Consider the following 26,100-nt stretch of genomic DNA (forward strand, 5'->3'; position numbering starts at 1 on the left):
GGGTGGTCATGCCCGCACGAGCCGGACGACGTGGTCGACGACGTGGTCGGCGGGCACGTCCTCGCGCTCGCCGGTCGCGCGGTCCTTGACCTCGATGGTGCCGTCGGCCAGGCCCTTGCCGACCACCACGATGGTCGGGACGCCGATCAGCTCGGCGTCCTTGAACTTCACGCCGGGGCTGACCTTCGGCCGGTCGTCGTACAGGACCTCGATGCCCTGGCTGTTGAGCTCGTGCACGACCCGCTCGGCGGCGGCGTACACGTGCTCGTCCTTGCCGGTGGCGACGACGTGGACGTCGGCGGGCGCCACCTCGCGCGGCCAGACGAGGCCGAGCTCGTCGTGGGTGTTCTCCGCGATCGCCGCGACCGCGCGCGAGGGACCGATGCCGTAGGAGCCCATGGTGACGGTGACGAGCTTGCCGTGCTCGTCGAGCACCTTCAGGTCGAGCGCGTCGGCGTACTTGCGGCCGAGCTGGAAGATGTGGCCCATCTCGATCCCGCGGGCGGTCACGAGCACCCCGCCGTCCCCGCGCGGGCAGGGATCGCCGTCGCGGACCTCGGCGACCTCGATGAAACCATCGCCGTTGAAGTCCCGGCCGGCCACGAGGTCGAGCACGTGGCTGCCGGCGACGTCCGCGCCGGTGACCCAGCGGGTGCCCTCGACGATGCGGGGGTCGAGCAGGTAGCGGACGCCGGCGGGCTTCTTCTCCCCCAGCGCACCCGGCCCGATGTAGCCCTTCGCGAGGGTCGGGCGCGCCTTGAAGTCCTCCTCGCCGAAGGGCTCGAAGACCACGCCCTCGCCGAGGTTGGCCTCGAGCCGCTTCGCGTCGACGTCGCGGTCCCCGGGCAGGCCGACGGCGATCGCCTCGGTCGATCCGTCGGGGTGGCGCACCGAGAACACGACGTTCTTGAGCGTGTCGCCGGCGTGCCAGGGGCGGTCGTCGCGCGGGAACTTCTCGTTGAGGTGGTCGACGAGCGTGTCGATCGTCGGCGTGTCGGGCGTCTGCTCCGCGTGGGCGGCGGGCGCGTCGTCGTACGGCACGGGGGCGGGCGGCGGGAGCTCGACGGCCTCGACGTTCGCGGCGTAGTCGCACAGCGAGCAGCGGACGTAGGTGTCCTCGCCGACCGCGGCCTTGGCGAGGAACTCCTCGGACCTCGAGCCGCCCATCGCGCCCGACATCGCCTTGACGATGACGTACTCGAAACCGAGGCGGTCGAAGATCCGGACGTAGGCGTCGCGGTGGGCCTGGTAGCTGGCCTCGAGACCGGCGTCGTCGATGTCGAAGGAGTAGGAGTCCTTCATGACGAACTCGCGGCCGCGCAGCAGGCCGGCGCGCGGTCGCGCCTCGTCGCGGTACTTGGTCTGGATCTGGTAGATCGACAGCGGCAGGTCCTTGTACGAGCTGTACAGGTCCTTCACCACGAGGGTGAACATCTCCTCGTGCGTCGGGCCGAGGAGGTAGTCGGCGCCCTTGCGGTCCTGGAGGCGGAAGATGCCGTCGCCGTACTCGGTCCACCGGCCGGTCGCCTCGTAGGGCTCACGCGGCAGCAGCGCCGGGAAGCTCAGCTCCTGGGCGCCGATGGCGTCCATCTCCTGGCGGATCACGTTCTCGATCCGGCGCAGCACCTTGAGCCCGAGCGGCAACCAGGTGTAGATGCCGGGCGCGGCGCGGCGGATGTAGCCGGCCCGCACCAGGAGCCGGTGCGACGGCACCTCGGCGTCCGCCGGGTCCTCCCGGAGGGTGCGCACGAACAGGCTCGACATCCGCATGATCATGCGGAGAAGGCTACTTGCCGGGAGGTGCAACCTTCCTCCGGGTTATCGCGTCTGGTTGGCATGAAGACCGCACTGCTGTCCCTGCTCCTCGCCGTCGCCGCGCCGACGGTGTCGGTCCATCCCTCGTCCCTCGACCGTGGTCCCGACGTGACCGGCCCGCACGTCGAGGGGCGGGTGCTCGTCGACGGGCCGATGCGGATGACGTTCCGGGCACCGGTGGTGACCTACCTCGGCAAGTCCGGCAACCGCTACTACGTGCACCTGTCGCGGCGCACCGGCGGCCACGCCCGGGTCCTCTGGATCACGCCGTCGGAGCGGCAGAAGGTCCTGGTGCGCGGGCTCGCCTCCGAGCTCGTGTGGCTCAGCGACGACGGCAAGGACCTCCTGACGGCGCCGAAGCAGACCGCGGAGGAGACGACGCTTCGCGTGCTCGACGCCCGGACCGGGCGAGTCGTCGGGGCGCGGACCTTCGCCGGCGCGGTCGACGTGCTGGACGCCGATGAGAGCCGCGCGGTCCTGGGCGGCTGGGGGCCGGACCGGACGTTCTGGTGGAACTACCGCTCCGACACGACGGTGACGGTGAACCACCGCGTGGGCTACGTCGCCTCGATCGCCGCCGACCGCCTTGCGGCGTACACGGGTGATCCGTACGACGGCGGCTGCTCGGTGCTGACCACCCTGGACGGCGACCGGCAGGGGCGCTCCTGCTCCTACCGCGTCGTCGCGGTGTCGCCATCGGGCGGCCGCGTGGCCACGGTCGGACTGCTCTCCGACGGACCGGGGGCGAGCGCGGCGGTGCTCCGCCGCGCGTCCGGTGGTGCCGCCCTCGTCCGGTACGAGGCGCCGTACGTCTTCGGCCGGGTCTCGTTCGAGGACGACTCCACCCTCCTCCTCGACACCTACACGACCCGGAAGGTCACCACGGTCCGCTGCGTCCTGGAGTCGTGCGAGCGCGCGTCGAAGACCGTTCGCAGCCCGATCTCCTGAGGGTCGGGTGCGTCGGTTCCGCCCGTCGCAGCTTCACCATGGTCTGCAGGGGAGCCTGCACCTCCCATGGCGAGCAGACCGTGGGATGTGCGGGTTTCCCCGGATCCCATGGTGGAACTGTGATCGCCCGGTGACGCCTGGTCCGGTGCTGGACGGACCCGGGAACGTACGGTTCCCTCAACCGCCGACCAGCACCGGCCGCGCCGTCACCACTCGCAGGGCCTGTGGTGAGCCGGGGATCGTCACGGTGCCGTTCACGTCGCGCCACGGACCGCCGCCGACCCGGAACTCGGCCGCGTACGTCGTGTCGACGCTCGGGCTGACCCGGCCCTCGCGGAGGTAGCGGTGGGTGACCTCCAGGTGCGGGTACCTGTCGCCGGGTGTGGTGGTCCAGCGCCGCTGGCCGTCCCCGAACCGCCACCCGTACCGGGCCGGCCAGATCCGCAGCTCCACCCGCCGACCGAGCAGGGTCACCGTGCGGCTGAACTCCCCGTTGTGCGTGTAGAAGTTCGTGTCGAAGTTCACCAGGGTGCGGCCGTTGGGCGGTTGGACCTCGAGTTCTGACGGCGGCAGACCGATCTGTCGCAGTGCCGTGAGCACCACACCCGGCGTGACCTGCGGCGGCGCCGGCGGCGCGACATCCTCCGGGCAGTTAGCGCCGCGGTCGATCAGATGGCCTTCGGCGTCGAAGTAGGCGCTCATGACCATGACGTCGCCGTTGTCGCAGAGTGCGACCTCGCCGCAAGTCTGTGCCCCGCCTGGCGCACAGACGGTGTTCTCATCGACGTACGCCACCGTGCTCGGGCTGCTCCCGGAATGCCCTGAGCTCAGGTGTCCCGCCTGAGCGTCGCTGATCGAGGTGAGGAGCCCCGTGGCATTCGGCGTAACTATCGGGTCACTGTAGGCGGGCGCGGTTGGGATCGCACCGAGCGTGAGTCCTGCAACCAGCAAGCTCAGGAGCCTCATCTCGTCACCAGCGAACGTACGAGCCACGCACCGTCTGTCGGCTCGAGGTACAGACGCACGTCCGTGAGTCCACCGGGATAGCTCTTGTCGGCGCTCGTGCCTGGCTTGTCGACCGTCTGGCTGCTGCTTCGGATGCGACACTCGACGGCCGCCCACGAGGAACCATGCATGGCGACAAACACAGTCTTGAACGAGCTGAGATGTCCAGTACCGCCGATGATGCGGCCGCCGCCGTCGTATGACTCCTGGACGAACTCGACCGCCGCGTCGCAGCCGTTGCACTTCGTCGCTAGCTCCTTCAGCCCACCCACATCCCCCGTCGCCTGCGCGTAGTTCACCATCTCCCAGTAGAACTTCACGAACGCCTCAGCCGAGGCCGCGTCGGTGCCGCGCGCCTCCGGCGGCATCGTCGGGGGGACGGTGTCGGAGGCGGGGGTGGTGCTGGGCGAGGTGGGCGGCGAGGTCGAGGGGGGCGCGACCCTGGGCTCGGGGTCGCCGCCCGAACAGGCGGAGACCCCGAGCGCCAGCGCAACACCAACAGCGGCGATGACCGCCCGAGTACCGGTCACGGCACGATCATTCCCCGGCCGGGGCGCCTGCGAAACTGCCCGCGTCGAGCCTGTGGAGAACCTCAGCCGCGGGCGGCGCGGAGCGCCCAGCGGACCATCGGGAGCTGCAGCGGCAGGCGGGCGAACGCGAGGACCTTGAAGCCGGTCGAGGAGGACGAGGCGGCGTCGGCGGCCATCTTCAGGTTGCCCGGGTAGACGCCGAGGAGCAGGGCGGCGCTGGCCCAGCCGGCGGGGCGGCGGGTGGCGGGTACGACGAGGCCGGCGGCGCAGGCGAGCTCGGCGACCCCGCTGGCCAGGATGACCTCGCGGTGGGCGGGGACCCAGGACGGCATCAGGAAGGCGTACGCGCGAGGCCGGAGGAGGTGGACCACGCCGCTGACGCCGAGGATGAGGGCGAGCAGCCGCACGCCGCGCGGCATCAGAACATCACTGTCGCGAACCGCGCGGTCTCCCGGAAGCCGACCTTCTCGTAGACCGCCCGCGCAGACGTGTTCCAGTCGTTGACGTAGAGCGACACCACCGGTGCGAGCTCGCGCCGCACGATGTTCACCACGGCCGCCATGCCGGCGGTCGCGAGCCCGCGCCCACGCTCGGACGGCGGCACGTAGACCCCCTGGATCTGGGCGGCGTACGGCGTGGCGCAGGCGACCTCGGCCTTGAAGACGAGACGCCCCTCGTCGTACCGCGCAAACGACCAGCCGCGGCTGACCAGCTGGGTGACCCGCGCGCGGTAGAGCTCCGCTCCCCCGCCGTACTCCGGCGAGATGCCGACCTCCTCGGTGTACATCGCGACGCAGGCCGGGTAGAGCGCGTTGAGGTCCGACCGGGTCGACTTCCGCACCCGCGGGTCGGCCGCGACCTTCGGCAGCGCCGCGATCTCGAGGTGCGGCTGCTCCCAGCGCGCCTCGCGCGGGCGTCCCCACGCAGCCGAGACGCCGTTCCAGAACACCCGGACCGCCTCCTGCGGTCCCACGATCGTCGAGACCGTGCGGCCGCGGGTCAGTGCGCGCTCCGCGAACGCGGCGGCGTCGTCCGCCGTGGCCTGCACCGGCACCAGGTTCGCGCCCACATGGCAGGCCGCGGCGAGCTCGCCGTTCTCGAACCGGCCCCACATCTCGCCGCCGAGCCAGCGCGGCTCCAGGTTCGTCGTGGTCGCCCGGTAGTCGGCGAACACGTTGACCACCGGGTCGCGCCGGGCGAGCGCCAGGAACGCGTCGAGATCCGCCGCCCCGAGGGGGCGGACACCGTGGCGAGTGGTGAGCACGGCGGCAGCCTACGTCCCTGGGGCGGGCCGAGGCGCACTCTCGCCACGATCATTGCCAGCGTTCCGATGCCGCGCAGGCGGGCAGCAGCGCCACGGACGACGGGTGCCGCCGGCAGGGTGCGGACCTGGGGCAGCCGCACGGCAGAACGGCGACCCGCGCGGCCGCAGCCCTAGCGGGTGATCGGCAACGCCGAGCTCGACGAGGAGTAGTCGTTCCACACGTCGAGGCCGAACGTGTCGACGCCCTCGTCGCGCGCATACCCGAGCTTCGGCAGCCCGAAGATCTCCTCGAGCGAGCCGAGCAGCGAGTAGTGGTTGTACGGCGTGGTGCTCCACGAGCCGGGCTGCACGAACTTCGAGATCACCAGCGCGCCGATCTTGCCGCCACCCGGTCCCAGGATGCCGGGCATCGGGCTGTTGGCCGACGTCGCCGGCCCGCAGCACGCGTCCGCGTCCGCCTCCGGCCCGTCCGACTCGTCGGCGGTGATGATCAGCGCCCCGTTCTTCCGGAACGCCGGTGACGCGAGGATCCTCGGCACCCACCGCTTCATCCAGGCGTTCACGGACGCCAGGCCTCCCGGCCGGCCGTCGGCGCACGGGGCGTCGTGGCCGTCGTGGCACAGGTCCGGGGTGATGTAGGTCAGGTTCGGCGTCGTACGGACCCGCTTCAGGTCGTGCACCAGGCCGCCCAGGGGGACGACGTGCCGCTTGCAGTACGCCGGGTCGTCGATGATCGAGTGGAAGTAGACGAACGGGTTGTGCCGCGCCGCGTAGTTCTGCTCCGCCGTCGCGCGCTGGGTCGGGTCCACCGCACCGACGTCGGGATGCTGGCAGGGCTTCGTCATGTCGTCCATGTAGCCCTTCCAGGTCCGGCCCGCCGCGGTCAGCTGCCCCGGCAGCGTCGGCACGTCCGCCGGGAAGACGCACCCCGAGCCCACGGCCTGGTCCGGATCGACCGTCGAGGTGCGGGTGAAGTCCGTGAACAGCTGGCAGTCGGCCTGCATCTCCGGGTTCGGGCCCTGGCCGGATACCTGCGCGACGTAGTTCGGCTGCGAGTTGTGCGCGGTGCCGTAGTAGTGGTTGAGCAGGACGCCCTTCGCCCGCAGCGTCCGCGCCAGGTACGGCGCCGCGGAGTCGCCGCCCCAGGTCTCGTCGTAGCCCTTGTTCTCGATGTTGATCACGAAGACGTGCTTGACCGGTGGCACGTACGCCGTCGGTCGGGCGGGCGTGTCCGGGAGGGCACTGCTCGCCGGCGAGAGCAACGCCCCGGTGAGCACGATCGCGAGGGCGAGGAGCGGGCGCGCGATCATCGCGGCAACCTGAAGCCGACGTCGCGGGCCAGCCGTTTGAGGTCCGCCCAGTCCGCCGACTTCGTCTCGTCCGGTGCACACGCGGCCGGCACGATCACCGGGACGTCGTACGTCGGCGAGGACAGGTCGGGCCCGCTCCCGAAGTCGAGGGCCTCCGCGATGTTCCGGGCCGCCTTGTCGCGGGGCGTCAGCGGCTTCAGCCCCCACCGCCACTCGATCATCCTCAGCACCGAGGTGTGGTCGTAGACGTGGTGCGAGACGTGCCCGCGCCGCGCGAGCGGCGAGATCATCAGGGCCGGTGTCCGGAAGCCGCGCAGTGCGGTCTTCTTCGAGACGTCCGGCGCCCGGCGCGGCCGGACGTGGTCGTAGAAGCCTCCCCACTCGTCGTAGTTGATCACGAGCACGGTCTTCTCCCAGCCGGGACCGTTGCGGACCGCGTCGTACACCTGGTTCAGGAACATCTGGCCGGCCCGGATGTCGGCGAGCGGGTGGTCGTCGTTCGACATCCCGCTCTCCTCGTTGAGGAACCGGGGGTCGACGAAGGACACCTGGGGCAGGGTGCCGGTGGCCGCGTCGAGCAGGAACTGCGCGAAGTGCTGGGAGATGTCGAGGTGCTTCTCGTACCAGAGCGCCGTGAACGGGATGTCGCTGTAGTAGTAGGTCCCGGTCAGGCCCTTCGCGGCCAGCCGGTCCCAGATCGTCGGCAGCGTCGACTTGTCGGTGTTGTTGTGCAGCCGGTCGGTCTGCGCGGCGTGCTGGTAGAAGCGGTTCGGGTACGTCTCGGCCATCACCGCGGAGAAGTACCGGTCGAACACGGTCCAGTCCCGGGCGGCGCCGGAGTAGAACGACAGGTCCTCGTCGGTGTAGTAGCCGATCGCCATCAGGTCGTTGTTGCCGGACTTCAGGAAGCCGTCCAGCTTCCCGCCGTTGAGCTGGATCCGGCCGCCCTCCCAGGAGTGGTCGGGGTCCTCGAACCCGCAGCCGTCGGGCGCCGTGAGGTGGTGGGTGTCGTGGCGTACGCCGTGCCGGTCGACGTAGCTGAGCCCCGCCTGCTTCCCGTCGGCTCCGGGCAGCCAGCCCAGGTAGTGGTCGAACGAGCGGTTCTCCATCATCACGAGCACGACGTGCTCGATGCCGGAGTCCTCCGGCGACGGGAGGTCGACGGCTGCGGTCGCGGGGAGCCAGCGGGTCGCACCCGTGGCCGTCGCCACTCCGGACACGGTCGCGGTGCCGAGCAGCCGCCTGCGGGAGATGGTCACAGGCGAAGTCTGGGGCAGCGGACGCCGTCCGTCACCCCCGAACGGGTGGTGTTCGTCCGTCGTTCAGGAGACGGTGACCTGCGCGGCGGCGCCGTCGACGGACTCCATGCCCTCCGCGATCCGCATGGCCTCCTCGATCAGGGTCTCCACGATCTGCGACTCGGGCACGGTCTTGACGACTTCGCCCTTGACGAAGATCTGACCCTTCCCGTTGCCCGAGGCGACGCCGAGATCGGCCTCGCGGGCCTCGCCGGGACCATTCACGACGCAGCCCATCACGGCGACCCGGAGCGGGACCTCCATGCCCTCGAGACCGGCCGTCACCTCGTCCGCGAGCTTGTAGACGTCCACCTGCGCGCGCCCGCACGAGGGGCACGAGACGATCTCGAGCTTGCGGGGGCGGAGGTTGAGCGACTGCAGGATCTGGATGCCGACCTTGACCTCCTCGACCGGCGGGGCCGAGAGGGAGACGCGGATCGTGTCGCCGATGCCCCGGGAGAGCAGCGCGCCGAAGGCGGTCGCGGACTTGATCGTGCCCTGGAAGGCCGGGCCGGCCTCGGTGACGCCCAGGTGCAGGGGCCAGTCGCCGCGCTCGGCGAGCATCTCGTAGGCGCGCACCATCACGACCGGGTCGTTGTGCTTGACCGAGATCTTGAAGTCGTGGAAGTCGTGCTCCTCGAAGAGGCTGGCCTCCCACACCGCCGACTCGACCAGTGCCTCGGGCGTGGCCTTGCCGTACTTCTCGAGCAGCCGCTTGTCGAGCGACCCGGCGTTGACGCCGATCCGGATCGAGGTGCCGCGGTCCTTGGCGGCCGCCGCGATCTCCTTGACCTGGTCGTCGAACTGCCGGATGTTGCCGGGGTTCACGCGGACGGCCGCGCAGCCGGCGTCGATCGCGGCGTAGACGTACTTCGGCTGGAAGTGGATGTCGGCGATCACCGGGATCTGCGAGTGCTGGGCGATCGCGGGCAGCGCCTCGGCGTCGTCCTGGCTCGGGCACGCCACCCGCACGATGTCGCACCCCGTGGCGGTGAGCTCCGCGATCTGCTGCAGCGTCGCGTTGACGTCCGCGGTGAGGGTCGTCGTCATCGACTGGACCGAGACGGGAGAGTCACTGCCGACGCCGACCTTGCCGACCTTGATCTGACGGGTCTTGCGCCGGGGGGCGAGCACCGGCGGCGGGGCCGTGGGCATGCCCAGGCTGATCTCGGTCATGGCACTAAGCCTAGGACTCGATGTGAATCGGTACGACGAGGTCCCCGACGATCAGCACCACGCCCATGACGAGGAGCACACCGGCCACGCAGTAGGCGATCGGCAGCAGCCGGGCGACGTCGACGTACCCGGGGTCGGGACGGCCGCGCAGCCGGGCGAACCCGCGGCGGATCGCCTCCCAGAGCGCGCCGGCGATGTGGCCACCGTCGAGCGGGAGCAGCGGGATGAAGTTGAACAGGCCGATGAACAGGTTGAACCCGGCGAGCAGCAGCATCAGGAAGACGGCCTTCTCGGCGAGCGGGAAGCCCGCGTCCGAGACGGTCTCGCCGGCCATCCGGCTCCCGCCCACGATGCTGACCGGGCTGTCGACGGCACGGTCCTTGACGCCGGCGATCGCCTCGGCGACCCCCCACACCTTGACCGGCAGCGTGGCGAGCGCCTGCACGCTCTGCTTGGTCATCGTGCCCATCTGGTCGAGGGTGTAGAGCGGGCCGCCGGTCTGAATCTGGGTGTGCGTGGTGGGCGTGACTCCGAGGAAGCCGACCTGGCGCAGGGTCTGGTCGGTCTGGGAGGTGGGGCGGGCCTCGACGGTGGTGTTGGCGGTCCCGGTCAGCTGCCTGCCGTCGCGCTCGTAGCCGATCACCGCGTCACCGTCTGAGTTGCCCCGGATCAGCGTGCGGAGCTGGTCCCAGTCGGCGATCGGGGTGCCGTTGAAGGTGGTGACGACGTCGCCCGGCCGGAGCCCGGCCTCGGCGGCGGGGCTGATCGGGTCGCTCGAGGTGCAGGTGGTCCGGTTGTCGACGTACGGGATCACGCACTGCGAGACCTCGTCGATGACCGGTCGGCCGGCGTCCGGCTCGATGCTGCGCTGTCCGTAGGTCCCGAAGACGATCCAGAACAGCGTGAACGCGATCAGGATGTTCACCGTCGGCCCGCCGGCCATCACGATGACCTTCTTCCACCAGACCATCTTGTAGAAGAGGCGCTCGCTGTCCTCCGGGCCGATCGTCTCCCACTCGGCCGCGCGGGCGTCGGAGATGAGCTGCGTGAACAGCCCGGTGTTGGACTTGCGGACCTTGACGACCTGGTTGCCCTCGGCGTCGGTGGTGACCTCGTCGGCCAGTTGCGCGGCGCCCGGCGGGAGCATCCCGACGATCTTGACGTAGCCGCCGAGCGGGATCGCCTTGACGCCGCACTCGGTCTCGCCGACCTGCTTGCTCCACACCGTCGGGCCGAAGCCGACGAAGTACTGGGTGACCTTCCCGCCGAACTTCTTCGCGGGGATCATGTGGCCGAGCTCGTGAAGGCCGATCGACGCGAGGATGCCGACCGCGAAGATCAGCACGCCCAGCGCGTAGAACAGAGTGGTCACTTGGTTCCCTCGATCAGCTGGCGGGCCGTCTCCCGAGCCCAGGCATCTGCGTCGAGGATGCCCTCGACCGTCACCTCAGAGGGTACGTCGTGGCGGCTGAGAACCGCCTGAACCGTGGGGACGATCTCCGCGAAGACGAGCCGCCCGCGGCGGAACTCCTCGACGCACACCTCGTTCGCGGCGTTGTAGACCGCCGGCGCCGTGGCGCCCCGCTCCCCTGCCGAGCGCGCGAGCGCGACCGCCGGGAACGCCTCGTCGTCGAGGGGGAAGAACTCCCACGTCTGCGGCCGCGACCAGTCGACGGGCGGGGCGGTGCCGGGCACCCGGTCCGGCCAGGCGAGGCCGAGCGCGATCGGGATCAGCATGGTCGGCGGGCTGGCCTGCACCAGCGTCGAGCCGTCCACGAACTCCACCATCGAGTGCACGACGCTCGTGGGGTGCACCACGACCTCGATCCGGTCGAACGGGATGCCGAAGAGCAGGTGCGCCTCGATCACCTCGAGGCCCTTGTTGACCAGGGTCGCGGAGTTGATGGTGACGACCGGGCCCATGTCCCAGGTCGGGTGCGCGAGCGCCTCCTCGACCGTGACGCCGGCGAGCTCCTCGCGGGTGCGGCCGCGGAACGGGCCGCCGCTGGCCGTCAGCACCAGCCGGCGTACCTCCTCGGCCGACCCGCCGCGCAGGCACTGGGCGAGCGCGCTGTGCTCGGAGTCGACCGGCACGATCTGGCCGGGCGCGGCGCGGTCCAGCACCAGCGGGCCACCCATGATCAGCGACTCCTTGTTGGCGAGCGCGAGCGTGTTGCCGGCGTCGAGGGCGGCGAGCGTGGGGCGCAGGCCGACCGCGCCGGTGATGCCGTTGATGACGACGTCGCAGTACATCGACGCGGCCTCGATGCTCGCGTCCTCCCCCAGACCGGAGTACGCCGGGGCGAGCTCGGCCACCTGCTCCTCGAACAGGCCGGGGTTCGACCCGCCCGCCGTCAGCGCGACGACCCGGAAGCGGTCCGGGTTGGCGCGCACGATCTCGATGGCCTGGGTGCCGATGGACCCGGTGCTGCCCAGGATCGCGACGTCTCTCACGCCCCCAGTCTCCCGCACGGGGGCTGGTGGTCACGAAATCCTCAGCCAAACCCCCTGCCGGGAACGGAACCACTCGTGAGAGGCTTCGATGCATGACCGAATCTGCTGTTGGCGGGCCCTCGCTCCCCCAGGAGCGCCGCCTCGTCACCGAGATCCCGGGCCCCGGCTCGCTGGAGCGCCTGGACCGCAAGAAGGCGCACGTCGCGGACGGCGTCGGCACGATGCTGCCGGTGTTCGTGGTCGCGGCCGGGGGCGGCGTCCTCGTCGACGTGGACGGGAACTCGCTGATCGACCTCGGGTCCGGCATCGCCGTGACCTCGGTCGGCAACGCGGCACCGGCGGTGGTCCGGAACGTCACCGCGCAGGTCGAGGCGTTCACCCACACCTGCTTCATGATCACGCCGTACGACGGCTACGTGGACGTGTGCGCCGCGCTCGCCGAGCTCACCCCCGGCGACCACGCGAAGAAGAGCGCCCTGTTCAACTCGGGCGCCGAGGCCGTCGAGAACGCCGTGAAGATCGCGCGCGTGGCCACCGGACGCGACGCGGTGGCGGTCTTCGACCACGCGTACCACGGCCGCACCAACCTGACGATGGCGATGACCGCGAAGAACATGCCGTACAAGAACGGCTTCGGCCCGTTCGCCGGCGAGGTCTACCGCGCGCCGATGTCGTACCCGCTGCGTGACGGGCTGACCGGCGAGCAGGCCGCGGCCCGCGCGATCGACGTGCTCGACAAGCAGGTCGGCGCCCAGAACCTCGCCTGCCTGGTCATCGAGCCGATCCAGGGCGAGGGCGGCTTCGTCGTACCGGCGCCGGGGTTCCTGCCCGCGCTCGCCGCCTGGGCGAAGGAGAACGGCGTGGTGTTCGTCGCCGACGAGATCCAGTCCGGCTTCTGTCGCACCGGCGACTGGTTCGCCGTCGACCACGAGGCGGTCGTGCCGGACCTGGTGACGACCGCGAAGGGCATCGCCGGGGGCCTGCCGCTCGCCGCCGTCACCGGGCGCGCCGAGCTGATGGACTCCGTGCACGTCGGCGGTCTCGGCGGCACGTACGGCGGCAACCCCGTCGCCTGCGCCGCCGGCCTCGGCGCGATCGAGGAGATGCGCCGGCACGACCTCGGCGCCCGCGCCCGCGAGATCGGTGCCCGCATGGAGAAGCGGCTGGCGGACCTGCGGGCCGAGCACGACGTGGTCGCGGACATCCGGGGCCGTGGCGCGATGATGGCGATCGAGCTCTGCAGGCCGGGCACCACGGAGCCGGACCCGGTCCGGACCGCGGCGGTCTCGGCGTACTGCCACCGCAACGGCGTGGTCACCCTGACCTGCGGCACTTGGGGCAACGTGTTCCGGTTCCTCCCTCCGCTCTCGATCGGCGACGAGCTGCTCGACGAGGGGTTCGACGTCGTGGCGGAGGCGTTCGCGGCGACGGCCGGCTGACCGGTCCACCCCTCCCCGCCGGCCGCGACCCGGGTCTGACCGCGTTCACGCTCCTGTCATTCCGGGGCGGTGACGAGGTGCGGAACCGCAGGCATCGGGTACCACGCGCCCGTGACCGCCGACCTCGTCTACCTCGTCGCCGGCGCGAGCCTCCTGCTGGCGATCGTGCTCCCCGCGCTCCTGGACCGCTGGGCGGTGTCGGCGCCGATGGTGCTGGTCACCGTCGGACTGCTGCTGGGCCTGACCCCGCTCCCCGACGGGATGCCGCTCGACCCCCAGGCGAACCGGGCCACGATCGAGCACGTCACCGAGCTGGTCGTGCTGGTCGCGCTGATGGGGGTCGGCCTGGCGCTCGACCGGCCGCTGGAGGTCCGCCGCTGGGCGTCGTGGCGGCGCTGGGGCGCCACCTGGCGCCTGCTCGGCATCAGCATGCCGCTGACGATCGGCGCGATCGGCCTCCTCGGCTGGGCGGCCGGGCTCCCGGCCGCGGCCGCGGTGCTCCTCGGCGCGGTGCTGTCGCCCACCGACCCGGTGCTCGCCTCCGATGTCCAGGTGGCCGGGCCGCAGACCGGGGACCATGAGGTCGACGAGGACGACGAGGTGCGGTTCACGCTCACCTCCGAGGCCGGGTTGAACGACGGCCTGGCCTTCCCGTTCGTGTACGCCGCGATCCTGCTCGCGACCCACGGCGCCCTGTCCGGCTGGGTGCTCGAGTGGGTGGGCTGGTACCTCGTCGGCAAGGTCCTCCTCGGCGTACTCGCCGGCATCCTCGTCGGCCGGGTGTTGGCGTACGCGGCGTTCCGCTCGAGCAGCGCGTCGCTGCGGGTGGCCGAGCGCGGCGAGTCCCTGATGGCGCTCGCGGCGCTCGTGTCGGCGTACGGCGTGGGCCAGGTCGTCGGCGGCTACGGCTTCCTGTCGGTCTTCGCGTGCGCGATGACCTTCCGCTCCGCCGAGCGCTCCCACGACTACCACGCGGCGATGCACGAGGTCGCCGAGCGCCTGGAGCGGCTGCTGACGCTGTTCGTGCTGCTGGTGCTCGGGATCGCGACGACCCGCGGCCTCTTCGGGAGCCTGGACTGGAAGGGCGTCGCGATCGCGGTCGCACTGGTCCTCGTCGTGCGGCCGCTCGCCGGGACGGTCGGGCTGCACGGCTGCCTCGAGCCTGATGAGCGGCGGACGGTGGCCTTCTTCGGGGTGCGCGGGATCGGCTCGATCTACTACCTCGCGTACGCCGGCGGGGAGGCCGAGGGCCTGGCCACCGACTGGATGTGGTCGACGGTGTCGTTCGCGATCGTGCTGTCCGTCTTCGTGCACGGCGCGCTCGCCGCGCCGGTGATGAGGAGACTCGAAAGCTCCCGCTCTTGACGCGTGTCAACTGGAACCGGTTCCATTCCGAGGCATGACCTTCGACGCGATCATCAAGGGCGGCCGCTGGTTCGACGGGACGGGCGCGGCGTCCGCGGTCCGCAACCTCGGCATCCGGGACGGCCACGTCGTGGCCGTCACCAGCGAGGAGCTCGACGCGACGGGCTGCCCCGAGGTGGTCGACGCGGCCGGGAAGTGGGTGATCCCGGGGCTCGTCGACATCCACACGCACTACGACGTCGAGGTGCTCGACGGCCCCGGGCTGGCCGAGTCGGTGCGGCACGGGGTGACCACGCTGCTGCTGGGGTCGTGCTCGCTGTCGACCGTGCACGTCGGTGGCGTCGACGCCGGCGACCTGTTCGGGAGGGTCGAGGCGATCCCCCGCCAGCACGTGATCCGCGCCGTCGACGAGCACCGGACCTGGTCGAGCGCCGAGGAGTACGCCGCCGCGCTGGAGTCGCTGCCCCTCGGACCGAACCTGGCCGCGTTCATCGGGCACTCCGACATGCGCACCGCGACCATGGGCCTGGACCGCGCGACCCGCAAGGAGGTGCGGCCCAGCCGCCGCGAGCGGGCCCGGATGGAGAGGATGCTGGCCGAGGCGCTGGACGCGGGGTTCGTCGGCATGTCGGCCCAGCAGCTGCTCTTCGACAAGATCGACGGCGACCTGTGCCGCTCGCGCACGCTGCCCTTGACGTACGCGAAGGGCAAGGAGATGCGCGGGCTGCGCTCGATCCTCCGCCGCCGGCGCCGGGCGCTCCAAGCGGGGCCGGACGCGAGCCACCCGCACACGATCATCACCCAGGCCGTCGGCTCGATCGGCTGGTTCGGCCGGCCGGCCCTGCGCACCAGCCTGCTGTCCGCCGCGGACATCAAGGCGATCCCGTTCGTGATCCACCTGATGCGGCCGCTCGCCCGGGTCGTGAACCGGCTCGGCGCCGACTTCCGCTGGCAGCACCTGCCCGTGCCGTTCGAGGTGTACGCCGACGGCATCGACCTGGTGATCTTCGAGGAGTTCGGCTCCGGAGCCGCCGCCCTGCACCTGCAGGAGAAGCTGGCCCGCGACGAGCTGATGCGCGATCCCGCGTACCGCCGGCAGTTCCGCAAGGACTACGAGAGCAAGTACGGCCCCCGGGTCTGGCACCGGGACTTCTTCGACGCCGAGATCGTCGCCTGCCCGGACGGCTCCGTGGTGGGCAAGTCGTTCGGCCAGGTCGGTGTCGAGCGCGGCGGCAAGCACCCGGTGGACGCCTTCTTGGACCTGGTGCTCGAGCACGGGACGGCGATCCGCTGGCGCACGACGATCAGCAACCACCGGCCGGCGGTGCTGCGCAAGCTCGCGCGGGACCCGGGCATCCAGGTCGGGTTCTCCGACGCCGGGGCACACCTGCGGAACATGGCGTTCTACAACTTCGGGCTGCGGCTGCTCAAGCACGTCCGCGACGCCGACGCCGCGGGCACGCCGTTCATGAGCGTCGAGCAGGCCGTGCACCGGCTCACCGGGGAGCTCGGCGAGTGGTACCGGATCGACGCGGGCACGCTGCGCGTCGGCGACCGGGCGGACCTCGTGGTGCTGGACCCCGACCGCCTCGACGCCGCGCTGGAGGAGTACCACGAGGCTCCGGTCGAGCAGTACGGCGGGCTGTCGCGGATGGTGAACCGCAACGACGCCGCCGTCCCCGCCGTGTTCGTCAGCGGGCGTCGGGTCGTTGAGGACGGCGAGCCGACGGCGCTGCTCGGGCGTGAGCGGACCGGGCAGTTCCTGCGGGCCGGGCGCGACGGCGCTGCCGTACCGGCTCCGGCCGTCGAGGCGGCCTCGTGAGCCGGACCCCGGAGGAGGCCGTCCGGGGCCTCTGGCGGACGCTGTCCGAGCGGGACTACGACGGCATCGCGGAGTGGGTGACCGAGGACTGCGTCTACCTGGACGTGCCGGTCGGCCCGACCCTGGCCGCCCGAGGCCCGGTGGACATCGCCAAGCGGCTCGAGGTCGGCTGGGGCGATCTCGCGGCGTACGAGAACCACGACGGCGTGCTCGTCGCCCAGGGCGCGGACGTGATGTACGAGCACTCCGAGACGTGGACGTTCGCCTCGGGCGAGGTCGTGACGCTGCCGTTCGTGACCGTCCACCGGGTGCGCGACGGCCGCGTGTGCCTCTGGAAGGACTACTGGGACTACGGCGCGATCATGAGCGCCGCGCCGGCCTCCTGGGTCGAGGGGCTCGCCACCGCCGACACCAGCTGGGTGTACGACGCGAGCGGGGAGCTGTAGGCGCCCACCGGACGGCCGACGTGCACGTGGCCGTGCCCGGCCGGCGGGCCGGGGACGACGGCCGAGGTCCGTCTAGCGCAGGCGGTACACGTCCAGCGCGGTCTCCCGCACGGCGTTGCCGTGCCGGTCGCGACCCGTGACCCGGATGCTCATCGTCCCCCGGTCGCCGAGGGCACGCGGGGTGGCGTACCGCACCCGGAACGAGTCCGTCGAGGTCCGGACGACGCGCGCGTCCCGCCAGTGCACGCCGTCGGTCGACACCTCGACGGTGGCGCGGGCGACATGCTGGTCGCGGGCCGGCGTGCTGAACGAGAGGCCGAACGTGGTGCGGCCCGGGGCGACGTACCCCGCCAGCGTCGACGGCGGCACGTACGACGGCGTCAGGATCGGCTGGCGGGCAGCGCCGTGCGCCGAGTGGAAGGTCCACACGTCCTCGACGTTCGTCGAGAGCGTCCAGGTGCGGGCGCTCGGGTGCGAGACGGCGGTCAGCTCGAAGGTCCGCCGGTCCCGGGGAACCTCGACGGCGTAGGAGATCAGGCCCGTTCCGTCCGCGATCACCCGGCCGTCCTGCCGGAGCGCCCACTCACCGTCCTCGTCCGGCACGAAGCCGAGCATCTCCGACCCGGCCCCGGAGAACAGCGGGAGCTGGCCGTACAGCACGTTGCGGTAGCGCCCGGTGAGCGCGAACGGGCTCGACCCCTCCGCGCCCGGTCCGACCGGGCCGTGGGCGAAGACGGTCCGGTAGGTGTGCCCGGCACGGGGATAGCGGTGGACGTCGATCAGCTGGGTGAGGTTCTCGTGGCGCCGGGTCATCAGGGGCATGACGACCTGCGTGTAGGACAGCTCCCGCGAGGCCTGGAGGAGCAGCACCCGCCGGCCGGGCACCCGCGTCTCGAAAAACTGGCTACCGGACAGGCCCAGGTCCGACGTCCCGACCTCCACGAACGTGGGTCGGCGGCCCGCGGGGCCGTTGGCGTAGAACTCCTGGACCACGCGCGCGAAGTCGTCGTGGTGGTGCACGAAGGTCAAGTCGGCCGGGACCCCGTCGGCGACGTCGGCGGTCACCGCGAGCCGGTGCGCGGTGCGGGCAGGTCCGCTGCCCGTCCGGACCAGCTGGGCGGCGACACCCGTGTGCACGGTGCCGTAGGTCGGCTGCGCGGCGACCGGTTGCACGCGCGTGAAGAAGTGCTTCCCGGAGAATCCGAACGAGTAGCCGTTGGAGTCGCCGACCTCGGCGCTGATGGTCAGGTCCGCCTCGACCACCCGGTGGCCGGGCATCGAGACGTGGGGCCGTGCGGTCGCGTCCGCCAGGTTCAGCGACACGGTGCTGTCGTCGGTCACGGCGAACTCTGGCGGGAGCAGCACCGCGCTGAACGTCGAGGCGACGAGCACGTACCTGCCCTCGGGAACCTTCGCCGTGACGGTGCCGTCGGCGCCGGTCGTGAGGAAGCCGCCGAACGCGGGATCGTCGAGGTCCATCAGGAGCACGTCGGCGTACCCGACCGGGTTGCCGCCGCCGCTGTGGAGCTCGATCGTCAGCGTGTGCCGGGCACGGGAGGCGGTGTGGGTCGTCGCTGCCCCGGCGAGCCGCACTGAGCGGACCGCCTGGAGGTCGGCGGCCTGCACACCGGCCGCAGAGTAGGACCCGAGCACCGTGCCCGAGGACGTACGCCGCAGGTGCAGCGCGTCGCCGGCGGCGCTGCGGGCACGTGGCGCCGCGTCGTCCCGCAGCGTCACCACCACCGGGACTCGCGACCCGTGGAGCCGCGCGAGGCGCGTGACGTCGTAGAGCGACGGGTCGAGCTTCGACCGGAGCGCCGCCGGCAGCCGGGGCACGAGGTAGCTCGAGGTCCCGACGTCCCCGTGCATCACCTGCCCGCCGAGGTGCGGTCCCGACACGATCCGCGACACCCGCGAGCCGTCCGCGCGGGTCGTCAGCAGCACGGTGTCGCCGGTGATCAGGTGGACCGTCCGGACCTGGGTCACGGCCAGCGGTCGGGCGGCCGGCCCCGACGGGCGGCCCGGCGGCGGTCCTGCGGTGGCGGGTGCCGCGACGAGCGCGGCGGCGAGGACGGCGAGCGCGAGCAAGGTACGACGCATGAGGACCCCCGTGTCCGAGATGAGGGGCACACCGTAACCGCTCGCGGCCCTCGCGCGTCGGCAGCGGCGCCGACCCGATCGAGCGGTTGCTGGGCGGCGCTCTGGGCGGCAGCGGAGGAGCTCGATCCGGCTCGCGCTAGCCCGCGAGATGCCCCCAGGACGCCGACAGCTCGGTCCACGGGCCGACCGCGGCGACCCTGCCCTCGACGAGCACGACGACCCGGTCGGCCTGGACCAGCGCCGCGCGCTTCGAGGTCGCGCCGACCACGGTTGCGCCGCGCTCGCGCAGCGCGGTCCAGAGCTCGACCTCGGTCGCGGCGTCGAGCGCCGAGGACACGTCGTCGGCCAGCAGCAGCTCGGCCTCGCACGCGAGCCCGCGGGCGAGGGCGAGGCGCTGCACCTGTCCCCCGGACAGCCGCACCCCGCGGTGCCCGACCAGCGCGTCCGGCCCGCCCGCCGCCTCGACGTCGGGCGTCAGCCGCGCGGTCTCGAGGGACGGGACGACGGCGCGATCGGGATGATCGAGGCTGACGTTGTCGGCGAACGTCCCCGACATCACCCTCGGCACCTGGGCGACGTGGGCGACGCGCCCGGGCCGCAGGAACGTCTGCGGGTCCGCGACCGCCTCGTCGTTCCAGCGGATCTGGCCGTGGCTGGAGACCAGGCCGGCGAGAGCGGACAGGAGGCTCGACTTGCCCGAGCCGACCTGGCCGAGCAGCAGCACCAGCTCCCGGGACCCGACGGTCAGGTCGACGTCGCTGACGCCGATCGTGCCGTCGTCGTGGACCGCCGTGAGGCCGCGCAGCTCCAGCGTGCGCAGCGGGTCGCGGACCCCGGGCTCGGGCGCGGGCGAGGCGCCCGTGACGAGGTCGACATCGGCCGGCAGCTCCATCAGGTCGCCACCCCCCGCGAGCCGGCTGGTGGTCTGCATCCAGGCGCGCGTGCCCGGGGCCTCGGTGATCACCGAGCCGGCGACCCGGCCGAACCAGTCGAACCCGTTGACCGCCCCGGCGACCAGCAGCGCGGTGGCCAGGCCCCAACCGCCACCGACCAGGACCGCCCACGCGGTCACCACGCCGCACTGGACCATCACGATCGGGACGCCGTCGAGCAGTGCCTGGACCCGGTGCTCACGGACCGCCGCGTCGACGCGACCTCCGTCGACCCGGCTCAGGTGGGCGTGCACGCTGGGGGTCGAGGCGGCGAGCTTCACGGTGCGCACCGAGTCGAGGGCGGAGACCAGGGAGCGGCCGAACCCGGCGCGCGCGGCGGCCGACGCCGCGGCGGAGCGGCCGGCCACCCGGCGACCGAGCGACGACGCCAGCGACGACGCGACCATCACCCCGAGGAGCACGCCGCCGGCCAGCAGGCTCCGCGCGAGGATCGCGGTCACGACCGCGATCAGCAGGCCGTTGACGAAGTCGACCCAGCGGTCGGCGTACCGGGCCAGCCGGTCGGCGTCCATCGTCCGGGCGACCACCTCGCCGGCGGGCGTGCGCTCGAGGCGGTGCTGGGCGGTCTGGCCGGCGAGGACCGAGGTGCGGACGCGCAGCATCACCGAGACCCACCAGCGCGGGTAGCGGCGGATCGCCTCGGCGAGCAGCAGGGGCGAGGTCAGCAGCGACACGACGAGCGCCGCAGTGAGGACCGTCGGGGTCTCGCCGCGCTGGAGCGCCACCACGAGGTGGCCCCAGATCCAGCCGCTCACAGCACCCAGCGCACCGGTCAGCACCGAGAAGAGGAAGAGCGCGACGCTCACCAGCCCCCAGCGGGGCTCGACGACCAGGGCGGAGTACGTCGCGCGCGCCAGCCCCGGGATGTCGCGCAGCCGGGGCGGCGCGGGTGGCTCACCGGTACGCCGGGCGGTGCCGACGCTCCGGTCCGCCGACTCGTCGACGGGGCGGACGACCCCGTCCTCGGCGGATGCCTCGAGAAGGTCCCGGAACGGGCCGGGCTCCGCGGCGAGCACCGCCCGCAGACCGAGCTGCACGACGCGGCCGCCGTCGAGCACGGCGACCTGCTCGGCCCGCTCGGTGGTCGAGAGCCGGTGCGCGACCAGGATCCCGGTGCGCCCGGCGAGCAGCCGCTCGGCCGCGCGGACCACGTGGCCCTCGGTGACCGGGTCCATCCGCGCCGTGGCCTCATCGAGCACCACCACGCGGACGTGCCGCACGAGCAGCCGGGCGAAGGCGACCAGCTGCTCCTCGCCCGACGACAGCGTGGTGCCGCCGGGACCCAGCAGGGTGTCCAGGCCGTCTCGCAGACCGGCGACCCAGGCGTCCAGCCCGAGCTCGGCGACGGCGGCCTCGACCTCGGCGCGCGGGACCGGCTCGAACAACGTGATGTTCTCGGCGAGCGTGCCCGCCAGGATCTCGGTGCGCTGGGTCACGACGCCCACCGAGGAGCGCAGCTTCTGCAGGTCCAGGTCGAGGACGTCGACGCCCCCCAGGAACACCGAGCCGCGCTCCGGCTCGACTGCCCGCGAGAGCAGCGACGCCAGCGTCGACTTGCCGGAGCCGGTGCGGCCGACCAGCGCGCAGGTGGTCCCCGCCGGGACGTTGAGGTCGACGTGCTCGAGGGCGAACCGGCCCTCGACGTACGCGAAGTGGAGGTCGTGGAACTGCACGTCGAGCCGGCCGTCGGGCAGCTCCGACCCGCCGACCGGCTCCCGCTCGCCCCCGAGGAGGCTGCGCAGCCGCAGCACCGCACCGAAGCCGGCCTGGAGGTCGGGCAGGTGCCGGGCCAGGTTGTCCACCTGGCCGACGAACATGGTCGTGACGAGGTACAGGGTCACCAGCGACGCGGTGTCCAGGTCGCCGTCGGCGACCAGCGCGACGCCGACGAGCGCGGTGGCCGCGAGGACGCCGTGCAGGAGGGTGCCCGTGCGGCGGCTGATGCGTGCCTCGAGGCCGACCACGACGGCGAAGCGGCGGTTCACCTCGGCCGCCAGCGCCGTGCACCGCCGCAGGACGTGCGCGCGGCCGAGGCTGGTGCGCACGTCGTCACGCCCGGCGATGCCCTCCTCCAGCGCGGCGGCGTGATCGGTCCACGCCGCCTCCTCCTCCACCTTGCGGGCGGAGAGCTGGGGCAGCAGCGGGCGGACGGTCAGCAGGGCGGCCAGGCCCGCGAGCGGGAAGAGGAAGAACGCCGGCCACCAGGTCACGCTGGCCACCACCCAGAGCGGGCCGGAGGCGAGCAGCGTCCGGATCGCGAGCCAGGCGCTCTGGCGCAGCAGCGTGCCGACCTCGTGGGTGTCGTCGTCGACCCGGTCGAGCACCTCGCCGACGGCCTGCTCCGTGAGCGTCGCGAGCGGCTGGGGTGCAACGCGGCGTCGAGCAGGTCGGCGCGCAGCCGCCCCTCGGCGCGATCGACGACGCCCGCCCACAACGTGCGTGCCCCGGTGTCGAGCACCGCCGCGCCGACCACGCAGAGTGCCAGCAGCTCCACGAGCTGGCTCGTGGCGTCCTCGGCCAGGTGGCCCGCGACGAGCGACCCCAGCGACGTGCCGACCGCCGCGATCGCGCAGGCGACCAGTGCCACGGTCGCGACCGGGCTGCGCAGCCGGCGCCAGTCCACGGTGCGCTCCGCAGGCGGCGTGACCCGGGGCGGGGTGCCGACGGGGCGCTGGGCGTCGAGATCGGTGGCAGTCATGGCGAGGTACGACGCTATGTCGCGGCACCGACGCCCGTCCCCCCATTTCCGTGCGGCGGGAACGCTCTGGCCGGTCTGCTGGGATCCAATCACGCCCGTCCGGGTGAGAGTGCGGTGGGCACGACTGGCTACTGCGCTCTATCCGACCCATGGGAGGGCACATGACGACGAACACCGGCGCCACCGAGCGCGCCAAGGAGACAGCGTCGACGGCCGCCGACGAAGGGCGACACGTGGCGGGCGTCGCGAAGGAAGAGGCGACGAACGTCGCGGCCACGGCCGCCGACCAGGCTCGTTCCGTGATGGGCGACGCCGTGGACCAGGTCGGCAGCCAGCTCGGCGAGCAGGCGACCACCCAGCGCGACCGGTTGTCCGGCACGCTCCGCACCTTCGGCGACGACCTGGAGCAGATGGCGTCACAGTCCCCGAGCTCCGGGCTGGCGAGCAACCTGGCGCACGAGGTCGCCGAGCGGGCCCGGAGCCTGGGTGCGCAGCTCGAGAGCCGGGAGCCGCGCCAGCTCCTCGATGACGCGCGCGACTTCGCGCGGCGCCGGCCGGGGACGTTCCTGCTCGGCGCCCTCGCGGCGGGCGTGGTCGCCGGACGGCTGTTCCGTGGCGCCGCCGACGGCGCGGCGGCGGCCAGCCTCGCTCCGGCCGCGCCCAGCGCTCCGACGCCGACGACGCCCGTCACGCCGCCGGCGACGGCGCCGACCGGCGGGGCGCGCTCCACCGGGGCGGTCACGACGACGCCGCCGTTGCCGCCGCCGGCGGCCTCGCCGACGGCGCCCATCCCGGTCCCCGGCCAGCCGGTCGGCGTACCCGGCGCAGAGGGTGCTGGCTCGTGAGCGACCCGACCCCCCGCCAGATGGACCAGCGCAGCCTCGGGGAGATCGTGGGCGACCTGTCCCAGGACCTGACGACGCTGGTCAAGCAGGAGCTGGAGCTGGCCCGCACCGAGCTGAAGCAGGAGGCCGCGCGCGCCGGCAAGGGCGCGGGCCTGCTCGGCGGCGCCGGCGTCGCCGGGCACCTGCTCCTGGTCTCGGCCACGTTCGCGGTGGTCTACCTGCTCGAGAACTGGATGCCCGTGGAGCTCGCGTTCCTGATCGTCACCCTGATCTGGGCCGCCGTTGCCGGCATCCTCGCGCTCACCGGCCGCAAGGCGCTCCGGGAGAGCAACCCCCAGCTACCGACCACGCAGCAGACACTCAAGGAGGACGCGGCATGGGTCAGAGCACAGAAGAGCTGAGCAGCAACATCGCCGAGACCAGGGAGGCGTTGACGGCGGACGTCGACGCGCTCCAGGAACGGGTGAGCCCGACGGCGATCATCGAGCGCCGCAAGGCCGCCGCCCGCAGCCGCCTGAGCAGCGTGCGCTCGCGGGTGATGGGCACCGCCCACGACGTCCGCACGACGACAGCCGGCTCGGCGGGGTCCGCCGCCGGGTCCGCCAAGGACGCGGTCGGCGCGATGCAGGACAAGGTGGAGGGCTCGCCGCTCGCGGCCGGCCTGGTGGCCTTCGGAGCGGGCATGGTGCTCGCCTCGCTCGTCCCCGCTGCCGATGCGGAGGCCCGGGCCGCAGCCCGGGCCGTCGACACCGCGAAGGAGAAGGCGGCCCCGCTCCTCGACGAGGCCAAGGCAGCCGGCCAGGACGTGGTCCAGCAGGTCGGCGCCTCGGCGGGCGACGCCGTCCAGGAGGTCAGGGACACCGCCACCGGCGGCGCGGAGCGCATCCGGTCCGAGAGCGGCTCGGCCGTCGACTCGGTGCGCTCGGACGCGCAGGGCGACTGACGACAGGGACCCAGGTCGGGCTGAGGTCAGCCGATCTCCGCGAGCGCTGCCGGCACCTGTGCCGGCAGCTCTCGCGCGAGGTAGCCGACCGTGGCGACCGCGGCCGCCAGCCGCTCGCCCACCCGGGCGTGCACATAGCCGCCCCAGGCGGCTGCCTGAGCGGGCTCGGCCCCGCGAGCCAGCAGTCCCGCGACGATGCCGGCCTGCACGTCGCCGGACCCGGACACCCCGAGACCGGGCCCACCCCCGTCCACACCCCACGTGCGGCCGTCGGGCGCCGCGATGCACTTGCCCTCGCCGCCGCACAGCACGACCACGCCGCTCCGCCGGGCGACCTGGACGGCGACGTCGGCCACGTCGCGCTCGACGCGGGACCCCTCGACGCCGGCGGTGCGCGCGAGCTCGGAGACGTTGACGGTGAGCACCGCGCGACCCGACAGGTGGGCCAGGCCGTCGGGATCCTCCGTCAGGTACGCCGACGCGACCGCATCGAGCACGACGGGCAGGTCGAGGTGCGGCAGCACGCGGCGCAGGAGCGCGACCGCGGCGTCGGGGTCCCCGAAGCCCGGGCCGACGAGCACTGCGGCAGCGGGGCCGGCCCGGTCGACGACGACCCCCGCCGAGCCGGGCGCGACGTTGCCGTCGTCGTCCTCGTCCAGGCCGACGACCTGCGCCTCCGGGACCGCGACGCCGAGCGGGCCGGCCGTGGTCGCCGTGGTGGCGAGGGCGAGCTTGCCGGCTCCGGCACGCAGCGCGGCCTCCCCCGCGAGCAGCACCGCGCCCGGCGTCGTCCGGGTGCCGCCCAGCACGAGCAGCTGCCCGCGCGACTCCTTGCCGCCCGAGGCGTCGGGCAGCGGCCAGTCGCGCAGGGCTCCCGCCGTGAGCAGCTCAGTGGTCATGGCCCCGCCCGCGCTGCGGGTCCTCGTGGGTCACCGGCGCGTCGAGGTCGTCGATCGCCCGCGCGTCAGCGAAGACGTCGAGCTCGAAGCGGTCGCCGTCGCGGCAGAACCTGGTGAACGACGCGTTCGGGATCGGCGTGGTCCGGTCGATGTCGAGCAGCTCCTTCTCGTCGAGCCGCTCGAGGGCGTAGCGGAACGCCATGATCACCGCCTGGTGCGTGAACAGCCACAGCCGCTCGCCGTCGTACCCGTGCCGCAGGTCGGTGAGCAGGCTCCGCACACGCATCACCACGTCGGCCCAGCTCTCACCGGACGGCGGCTGGTAGTAGAACTTCCCGACCTTCGTCCGGCGCTTGGCCTCGTCGGGGTGGCGGGCCCGGATGCCCGCGCCGGTCAGTCCGTCGAAGACCCCGAGGTCGCGCTCCCGCAGCCGCTCGTCGAGGACCGCCTCGAGGCCGACCGGGCGCAGGGCGTGCTGGGCGGTCTCCGCGGCCCGGCGGTACGGCGAGGCCAGCGCGATCGTCGGCCGCCAGTCGTCGGGCGCCTTCTCCTCGAGCCAGGTCGCGAGGGCGGCGGCCTGGTCGCGGCCGGCCGGCGACAGCTCGACGTCGGCGTCCCGCTCGTCGAGGTCCAGCACCTCGGCCGCGGCCTCGCGGGCGCGTCCGTCCGCGAGGTTGCCGACACTCTCGCCGTGCCGGACGAGCGTCAGGCTCGCGGGGCCGTTCGTCCATCGGGGGGCTACCACGACCGGCGTGTACCCACCGCGCCGCGCCCGGGAACATCACCAGCG

General features: G+C 72.7%; 23 protein-coding genes. 8 read left to right on the forward strand and 15 right to left on the reverse strand.

Translation table 11 applies throughout. The features are described 5' to 3' along the window. Positions 1-6: 6 nt before the first annotated feature. On the reverse strand, positions 7-1,776 hold the full coding sequence (locus tag ACVW2K_RS18960) for a proline--tRNA ligase (protein WP_457203582.1): 1,770 nt from the start codon (positions 1,774-1,776) through the stop codon (positions 7-9). Between the two features lie 60 nt (positions 1,777-1,836). On the opposite strand from ACVW2K_RS18960, the gene ACVW2K_RS18965 reads away from it, so the two are divergent. Then, positions 1,837-2,763: a hypothetical protein gene (locus ACVW2K_RS18965; protein WP_457203583.1), complete on the forward strand. Its 927-nt coding sequence runs from the start codon at positions 1,837-1,839 to the stop codon at positions 2,761-2,763. Between the two features lie 177 nt (positions 2,764-2,940). Here the strand turns inward: ACVW2K_RS18965 and ACVW2K_RS18970 are convergent, their stop codons facing one another. The 9 genes from ACVW2K_RS18970 to ACVW2K_RS19010 all read right to left on the reverse strand — a co-directional run bounded on the left by ACVW2K_RS18970 (position 2,941) and on the right by ACVW2K_RS19010 (position 11,800). After that, positions 2,941-3,465, reverse strand: a complete 525-nt coding sequence (locus ACVW2K_RS18970; RefSeq protein WP_457203584.1) for a hypothetical protein — start codon at positions 3,463-3,465, stop codon at positions 2,941-2,943. A gap of 260 nt (positions 3,466-3,725) precedes the next feature. Further along, positions 3,726-4,298 (reverse strand): DUF6318 family protein, encoded by a 573-nt coding sequence (locus ACVW2K_RS18975; RefSeq protein WP_457203585.1) that lies wholly within the window; start codon positions 4,296-4,298, stop codon positions 3,726-3,728. Positions 4,299-4,360: 62 nt separating this feature from the next. Beyond that, on the reverse strand, positions 4,361-4,717 hold the full coding sequence (locus ACVW2K_RS18980; protein WP_457203586.1) for a DoxX family protein: 357 nt from the start codon (positions 4,715-4,717) through the stop codon (positions 4,361-4,363). Then, the gene (locus ACVW2K_RS18985; RefSeq protein WP_028636088.1) at positions 4,717-5,562 is read right to left on the reverse strand and encodes a GNAT family N-acetyltransferase; all 846 of its coding nucleotides are present in this window, start codon (positions 5,560-5,562) and stop codon (positions 4,717-4,719) included. The genes ACVW2K_RS18980 and ACVW2K_RS18985 overlap by 1 nt, the downstream gene beginning before the upstream one ends. A 170-nt stretch (positions 5,563-5,732) precedes the next feature. Continuing rightward, complete coding sequence (locus ACVW2K_RS18990) at positions 5,733-6,872, reverse strand: alkaline phosphatase family protein (RefSeq protein ID WP_457203587.1); 1,140 nt, start codon at positions 6,870-6,872, stop codon at positions 5,733-5,735. Next, a complete protein-coding gene (locus ACVW2K_RS18995) occupies positions 6,869-8,131 on the reverse strand; it encodes an alkaline phosphatase family protein (protein ID WP_457203588.1) in 1,263 nt (420 codons plus the stop codon). Before ACVW2K_RS18995 ends, ACVW2K_RS18990 begins: the two co-directional genes overlap by 4 nt. A gap of 63 nt (positions 8,132-8,194) precedes the next feature. Continuing rightward, positions 8,195-9,346: a flavodoxin-dependent (E)-4-hydroxy-3-methylbut-2-enyl-diphosphate synthase gene (gene ispG, locus ACVW2K_RS19000; RefSeq protein ID WP_036569272.1), complete on the reverse strand. Its 1,152-nt coding sequence runs from the start codon at positions 9,344-9,346 to the stop codon at positions 8,195-8,197. Positions 9,347-9,356: 10 nt separating this feature from the next. Continuing rightward, positions 9,357-10,718, reverse strand: a complete 1,362-nt coding sequence (locus ACVW2K_RS19005; protein WP_028636092.1) for a M50 family metallopeptidase — start codon at positions 10,716-10,718, stop codon at positions 9,357-9,359. Next, positions 10,715-11,800, reverse strand: coding sequence for a 1-deoxy-D-xylulose-5-phosphate reductoisomerase (locus ACVW2K_RS19010; protein ID WP_457203589.1), 1,086 nt, complete (start codon positions 11,798-11,800; stop codon positions 10,715-10,717). Before ACVW2K_RS19010 ends, ACVW2K_RS19005 begins: the two co-directional genes overlap by 4 nt. A 92-nt stretch (positions 11,801-11,892) precedes the next feature. Here ACVW2K_RS19010 and gabT point away from each other — a divergent pair, with 92 nt between their 5' ends. From gabT to ACVW2K_RS19030, 4 genes are all read left to right on the forward strand, one after another. Next, positions 11,893-13,239, forward strand: coding sequence for a 4-aminobutyrate--2-oxoglutarate transaminase (gene gabT / locus ACVW2K_RS19015; protein ID WP_457203590.1), 1,347 nt, complete (start codon positions 11,893-11,895; stop codon positions 13,237-13,239). 111 nt (positions 13,240-13,350) lie between these two features. Further along, entirely contained in the window at positions 13,351-14,604 is a 1,254-nt protein-coding gene (locus ACVW2K_RS19020) for a cation:proton antiporter domain-containing protein (RefSeq protein WP_028636094.1), read from the forward strand. A gap of 34 nt (positions 14,605-14,638) precedes the next feature. Further along, positions 14,639-16,426, forward strand: a complete 1,788-nt coding sequence (locus ACVW2K_RS19025; RefSeq protein ID WP_457203591.1) for an N-acyl-D-amino-acid deacylase family protein — start codon at positions 14,639-14,641, stop codon at positions 16,424-16,426. Beyond that, the gene (locus tag ACVW2K_RS19030) at positions 16,423-16,872 is read left to right on the forward strand and encodes a nuclear transport factor 2 family protein (RefSeq protein ID WP_457203592.1); all 450 of its coding nucleotides are present in this window, start codon (positions 16,423-16,425) and stop codon (positions 16,870-16,872) included. Before ACVW2K_RS19025 ends, ACVW2K_RS19030 begins: the two co-directional genes overlap by 4 nt. 72 nt (positions 16,873-16,944) lie before the next feature. On the opposite strand, the gene ACVW2K_RS19035 is transcribed toward ACVW2K_RS19030, so the two are convergent. The 3 genes from ACVW2K_RS19035 to ACVW2K_RS19045 form a co-directional block, all read right to left on the reverse strand. Then, positions 16,945-18,972: a hypothetical protein gene (locus ACVW2K_RS19035; RefSeq protein WP_457203593.1), complete on the reverse strand. Its 2,028-nt coding sequence runs from the start codon at positions 18,970-18,972 to the stop codon at positions 16,945-16,947. Between the two features lie 136 nt (positions 18,973-19,108). Beyond that, positions 19,109-22,249 (reverse strand): ATP-binding cassette domain-containing protein, encoded by a 3,141-nt coding sequence (locus ACVW2K_RS19040; protein WP_457203594.1) that lies wholly within the window; start codon positions 22,247-22,249, stop codon positions 19,109-19,111. Then, complete coding sequence (locus ACVW2K_RS19045) at positions 22,132-22,623, reverse strand: hypothetical protein (RefSeq protein ID WP_457203595.1); 492 nt, start codon at positions 22,621-22,623, stop codon at positions 22,132-22,134. The genes ACVW2K_RS19040 and ACVW2K_RS19045 overlap by 118 nt, the downstream gene beginning before the upstream one ends. 161 nt (positions 22,624-22,784) lie before the next feature. Between ACVW2K_RS19045 and ACVW2K_RS19050 the strand changes: the two genes are divergently transcribed. The 3 genes from ACVW2K_RS19050 to ACVW2K_RS19060 are packed head-to-tail and all read left to right on the forward strand — an operon-like array spanning position 22,785 to position 24,411. After that, entirely contained in the window at positions 22,785-23,468 is a 684-nt protein-coding gene (locus ACVW2K_RS19050) for a hypothetical protein (RefSeq protein ID WP_457203596.1), read from the forward strand. After that, positions 23,465-23,869 carry a phage holin family protein gene (locus ACVW2K_RS19055; RefSeq protein WP_457203597.1) on the forward strand — a complete coding sequence of 135 codons (405 nt, stop codon included), beginning with the start codon at positions 23,465-23,467 and terminating at the stop codon, positions 23,867-23,869. The genes ACVW2K_RS19050 and ACVW2K_RS19055 overlap by 4 nt, the downstream gene beginning before the upstream one ends. Beyond that, positions 23,845-24,411: a DUF3618 domain-containing protein gene (locus ACVW2K_RS19060; RefSeq protein ID WP_457203598.1), complete on the forward strand. Its 567-nt coding sequence runs from the start codon at positions 23,845-23,847 to the stop codon at positions 24,409-24,411. The genes ACVW2K_RS19055 and ACVW2K_RS19060 overlap by 25 nt, the downstream gene beginning before the upstream one ends. 26 nt (positions 24,412-24,437) lie before the next feature. Here ACVW2K_RS19060 and ACVW2K_RS19065 read toward each other — a convergent pair whose 3' ends face one another. Together ACVW2K_RS19065 and ACVW2K_RS19070 are read right to left on the reverse strand one after the other, a co-directional pair. Next, complete coding sequence (locus tag ACVW2K_RS19065; protein WP_457203599.1) at positions 24,438-25,310, reverse strand: ADP-dependent NAD(P)H-hydrate dehydratase; 873 nt, start codon at positions 25,308-25,310, stop codon at positions 24,438-24,440. Then, on the reverse strand, positions 25,300-26,055 hold the full coding sequence (locus ACVW2K_RS19070) for a histidine phosphatase family protein (RefSeq protein WP_028636102.1): 756 nt from the start codon (positions 26,053-26,055) through the stop codon (positions 25,300-25,302). The genes ACVW2K_RS19065 and ACVW2K_RS19070 overlap by 11 nt, the downstream gene beginning before the upstream one ends. Between the last annotated feature and the right edge of the window lie 45 nt (positions 26,056-26,100).

The organism is Nocardioides sp. HB32, from assembly GCF_054058995.1.

Bases quoted from the DNA above. Each gene is read 5' to 3' on its own strand.
- ACVW2K_RS18960 (WP_457203582.1), bottom strand. From the start codon at position 1,776: ATGATCATGCGGATGTCGAGCCTGTTCGTGCGCACCCTCCGGGAGGAC.
- ACVW2K_RS18965 (WP_457203583.1), top strand. From the start codon at position 1,837: ATGAAGACCGCACTGCTGTCCCTGCTCCTCGCCGTCGCCGCGCCGACG.
- ACVW2K_RS18970 (WP_457203584.1), bottom strand. From the start codon at position 3,465: ATGAGCGCCTACTTCGACGCCGAAGGCCATCTGATCGACCGCGGCGCT.
- ACVW2K_RS18980 (WP_457203586.1), bottom strand. From the start codon at position 4,717: ATGCCGCGCGGCGTGCGGCTGCTCGCCCTCATCCTCGGCGTCAGCGGC.
- ACVW2K_RS18990 (WP_457203587.1), bottom strand. From the start codon at position 6,872: ATGATCGCGCGCCCGCTCCTCGCCCTCGCGATCGTGCTCACCGGGGCG.
- ispG (WP_036569272.1), bottom strand. From the start codon at position 9,346: ATGACCGAGATCAGCCTGGGCATGCCCACGGCCCCGCCGCCGGTGCTC.
- gabT (WP_457203590.1), top strand. From the start codon at position 11,893: ATGACCGAATCTGCTGTTGGCGGGCCCTCGCTCCCCCAGGAGCGCCGC.
- ACVW2K_RS19025 (WP_457203591.1), top strand. From the start codon at position 14,639: ATGACCTTCGACGCGATCATCAAGGGCGGCCGCTGGTTCGACGGGACG.
- ACVW2K_RS19035 (WP_457203593.1), bottom strand. From the start codon at position 18,972: ATGCGTCGTACCTTGCTCGCGCTCGCCGTCCTCGCCGCCGCGCTCGTC.
- ACVW2K_RS19045 (WP_457203595.1), bottom strand. From the start codon at position 22,623: ATGACTGCCACCGATCTCGACGCCCAGCGCCCCGTCGGCACCCCGCCC.
- ACVW2K_RS19050 (WP_457203596.1), top strand. From the start codon at position 22,785: ATGACGACGAACACCGGCGCCACCGAGCGCGCCAAGGAGACAGCGTCG.
- ACVW2K_RS19060 (WP_457203598.1), top strand. From the start codon at position 23,845: ATGGGTCAGAGCACAGAAGAGCTGAGCAGCAACATCGCCGAGACCAGG.
- ACVW2K_RS19065 (WP_457203599.1), bottom strand. From the start codon at position 25,310: ATGACCACTGAGCTGCTCACGGCGGGAGCCCTGCGCGACTGGCCGCTG.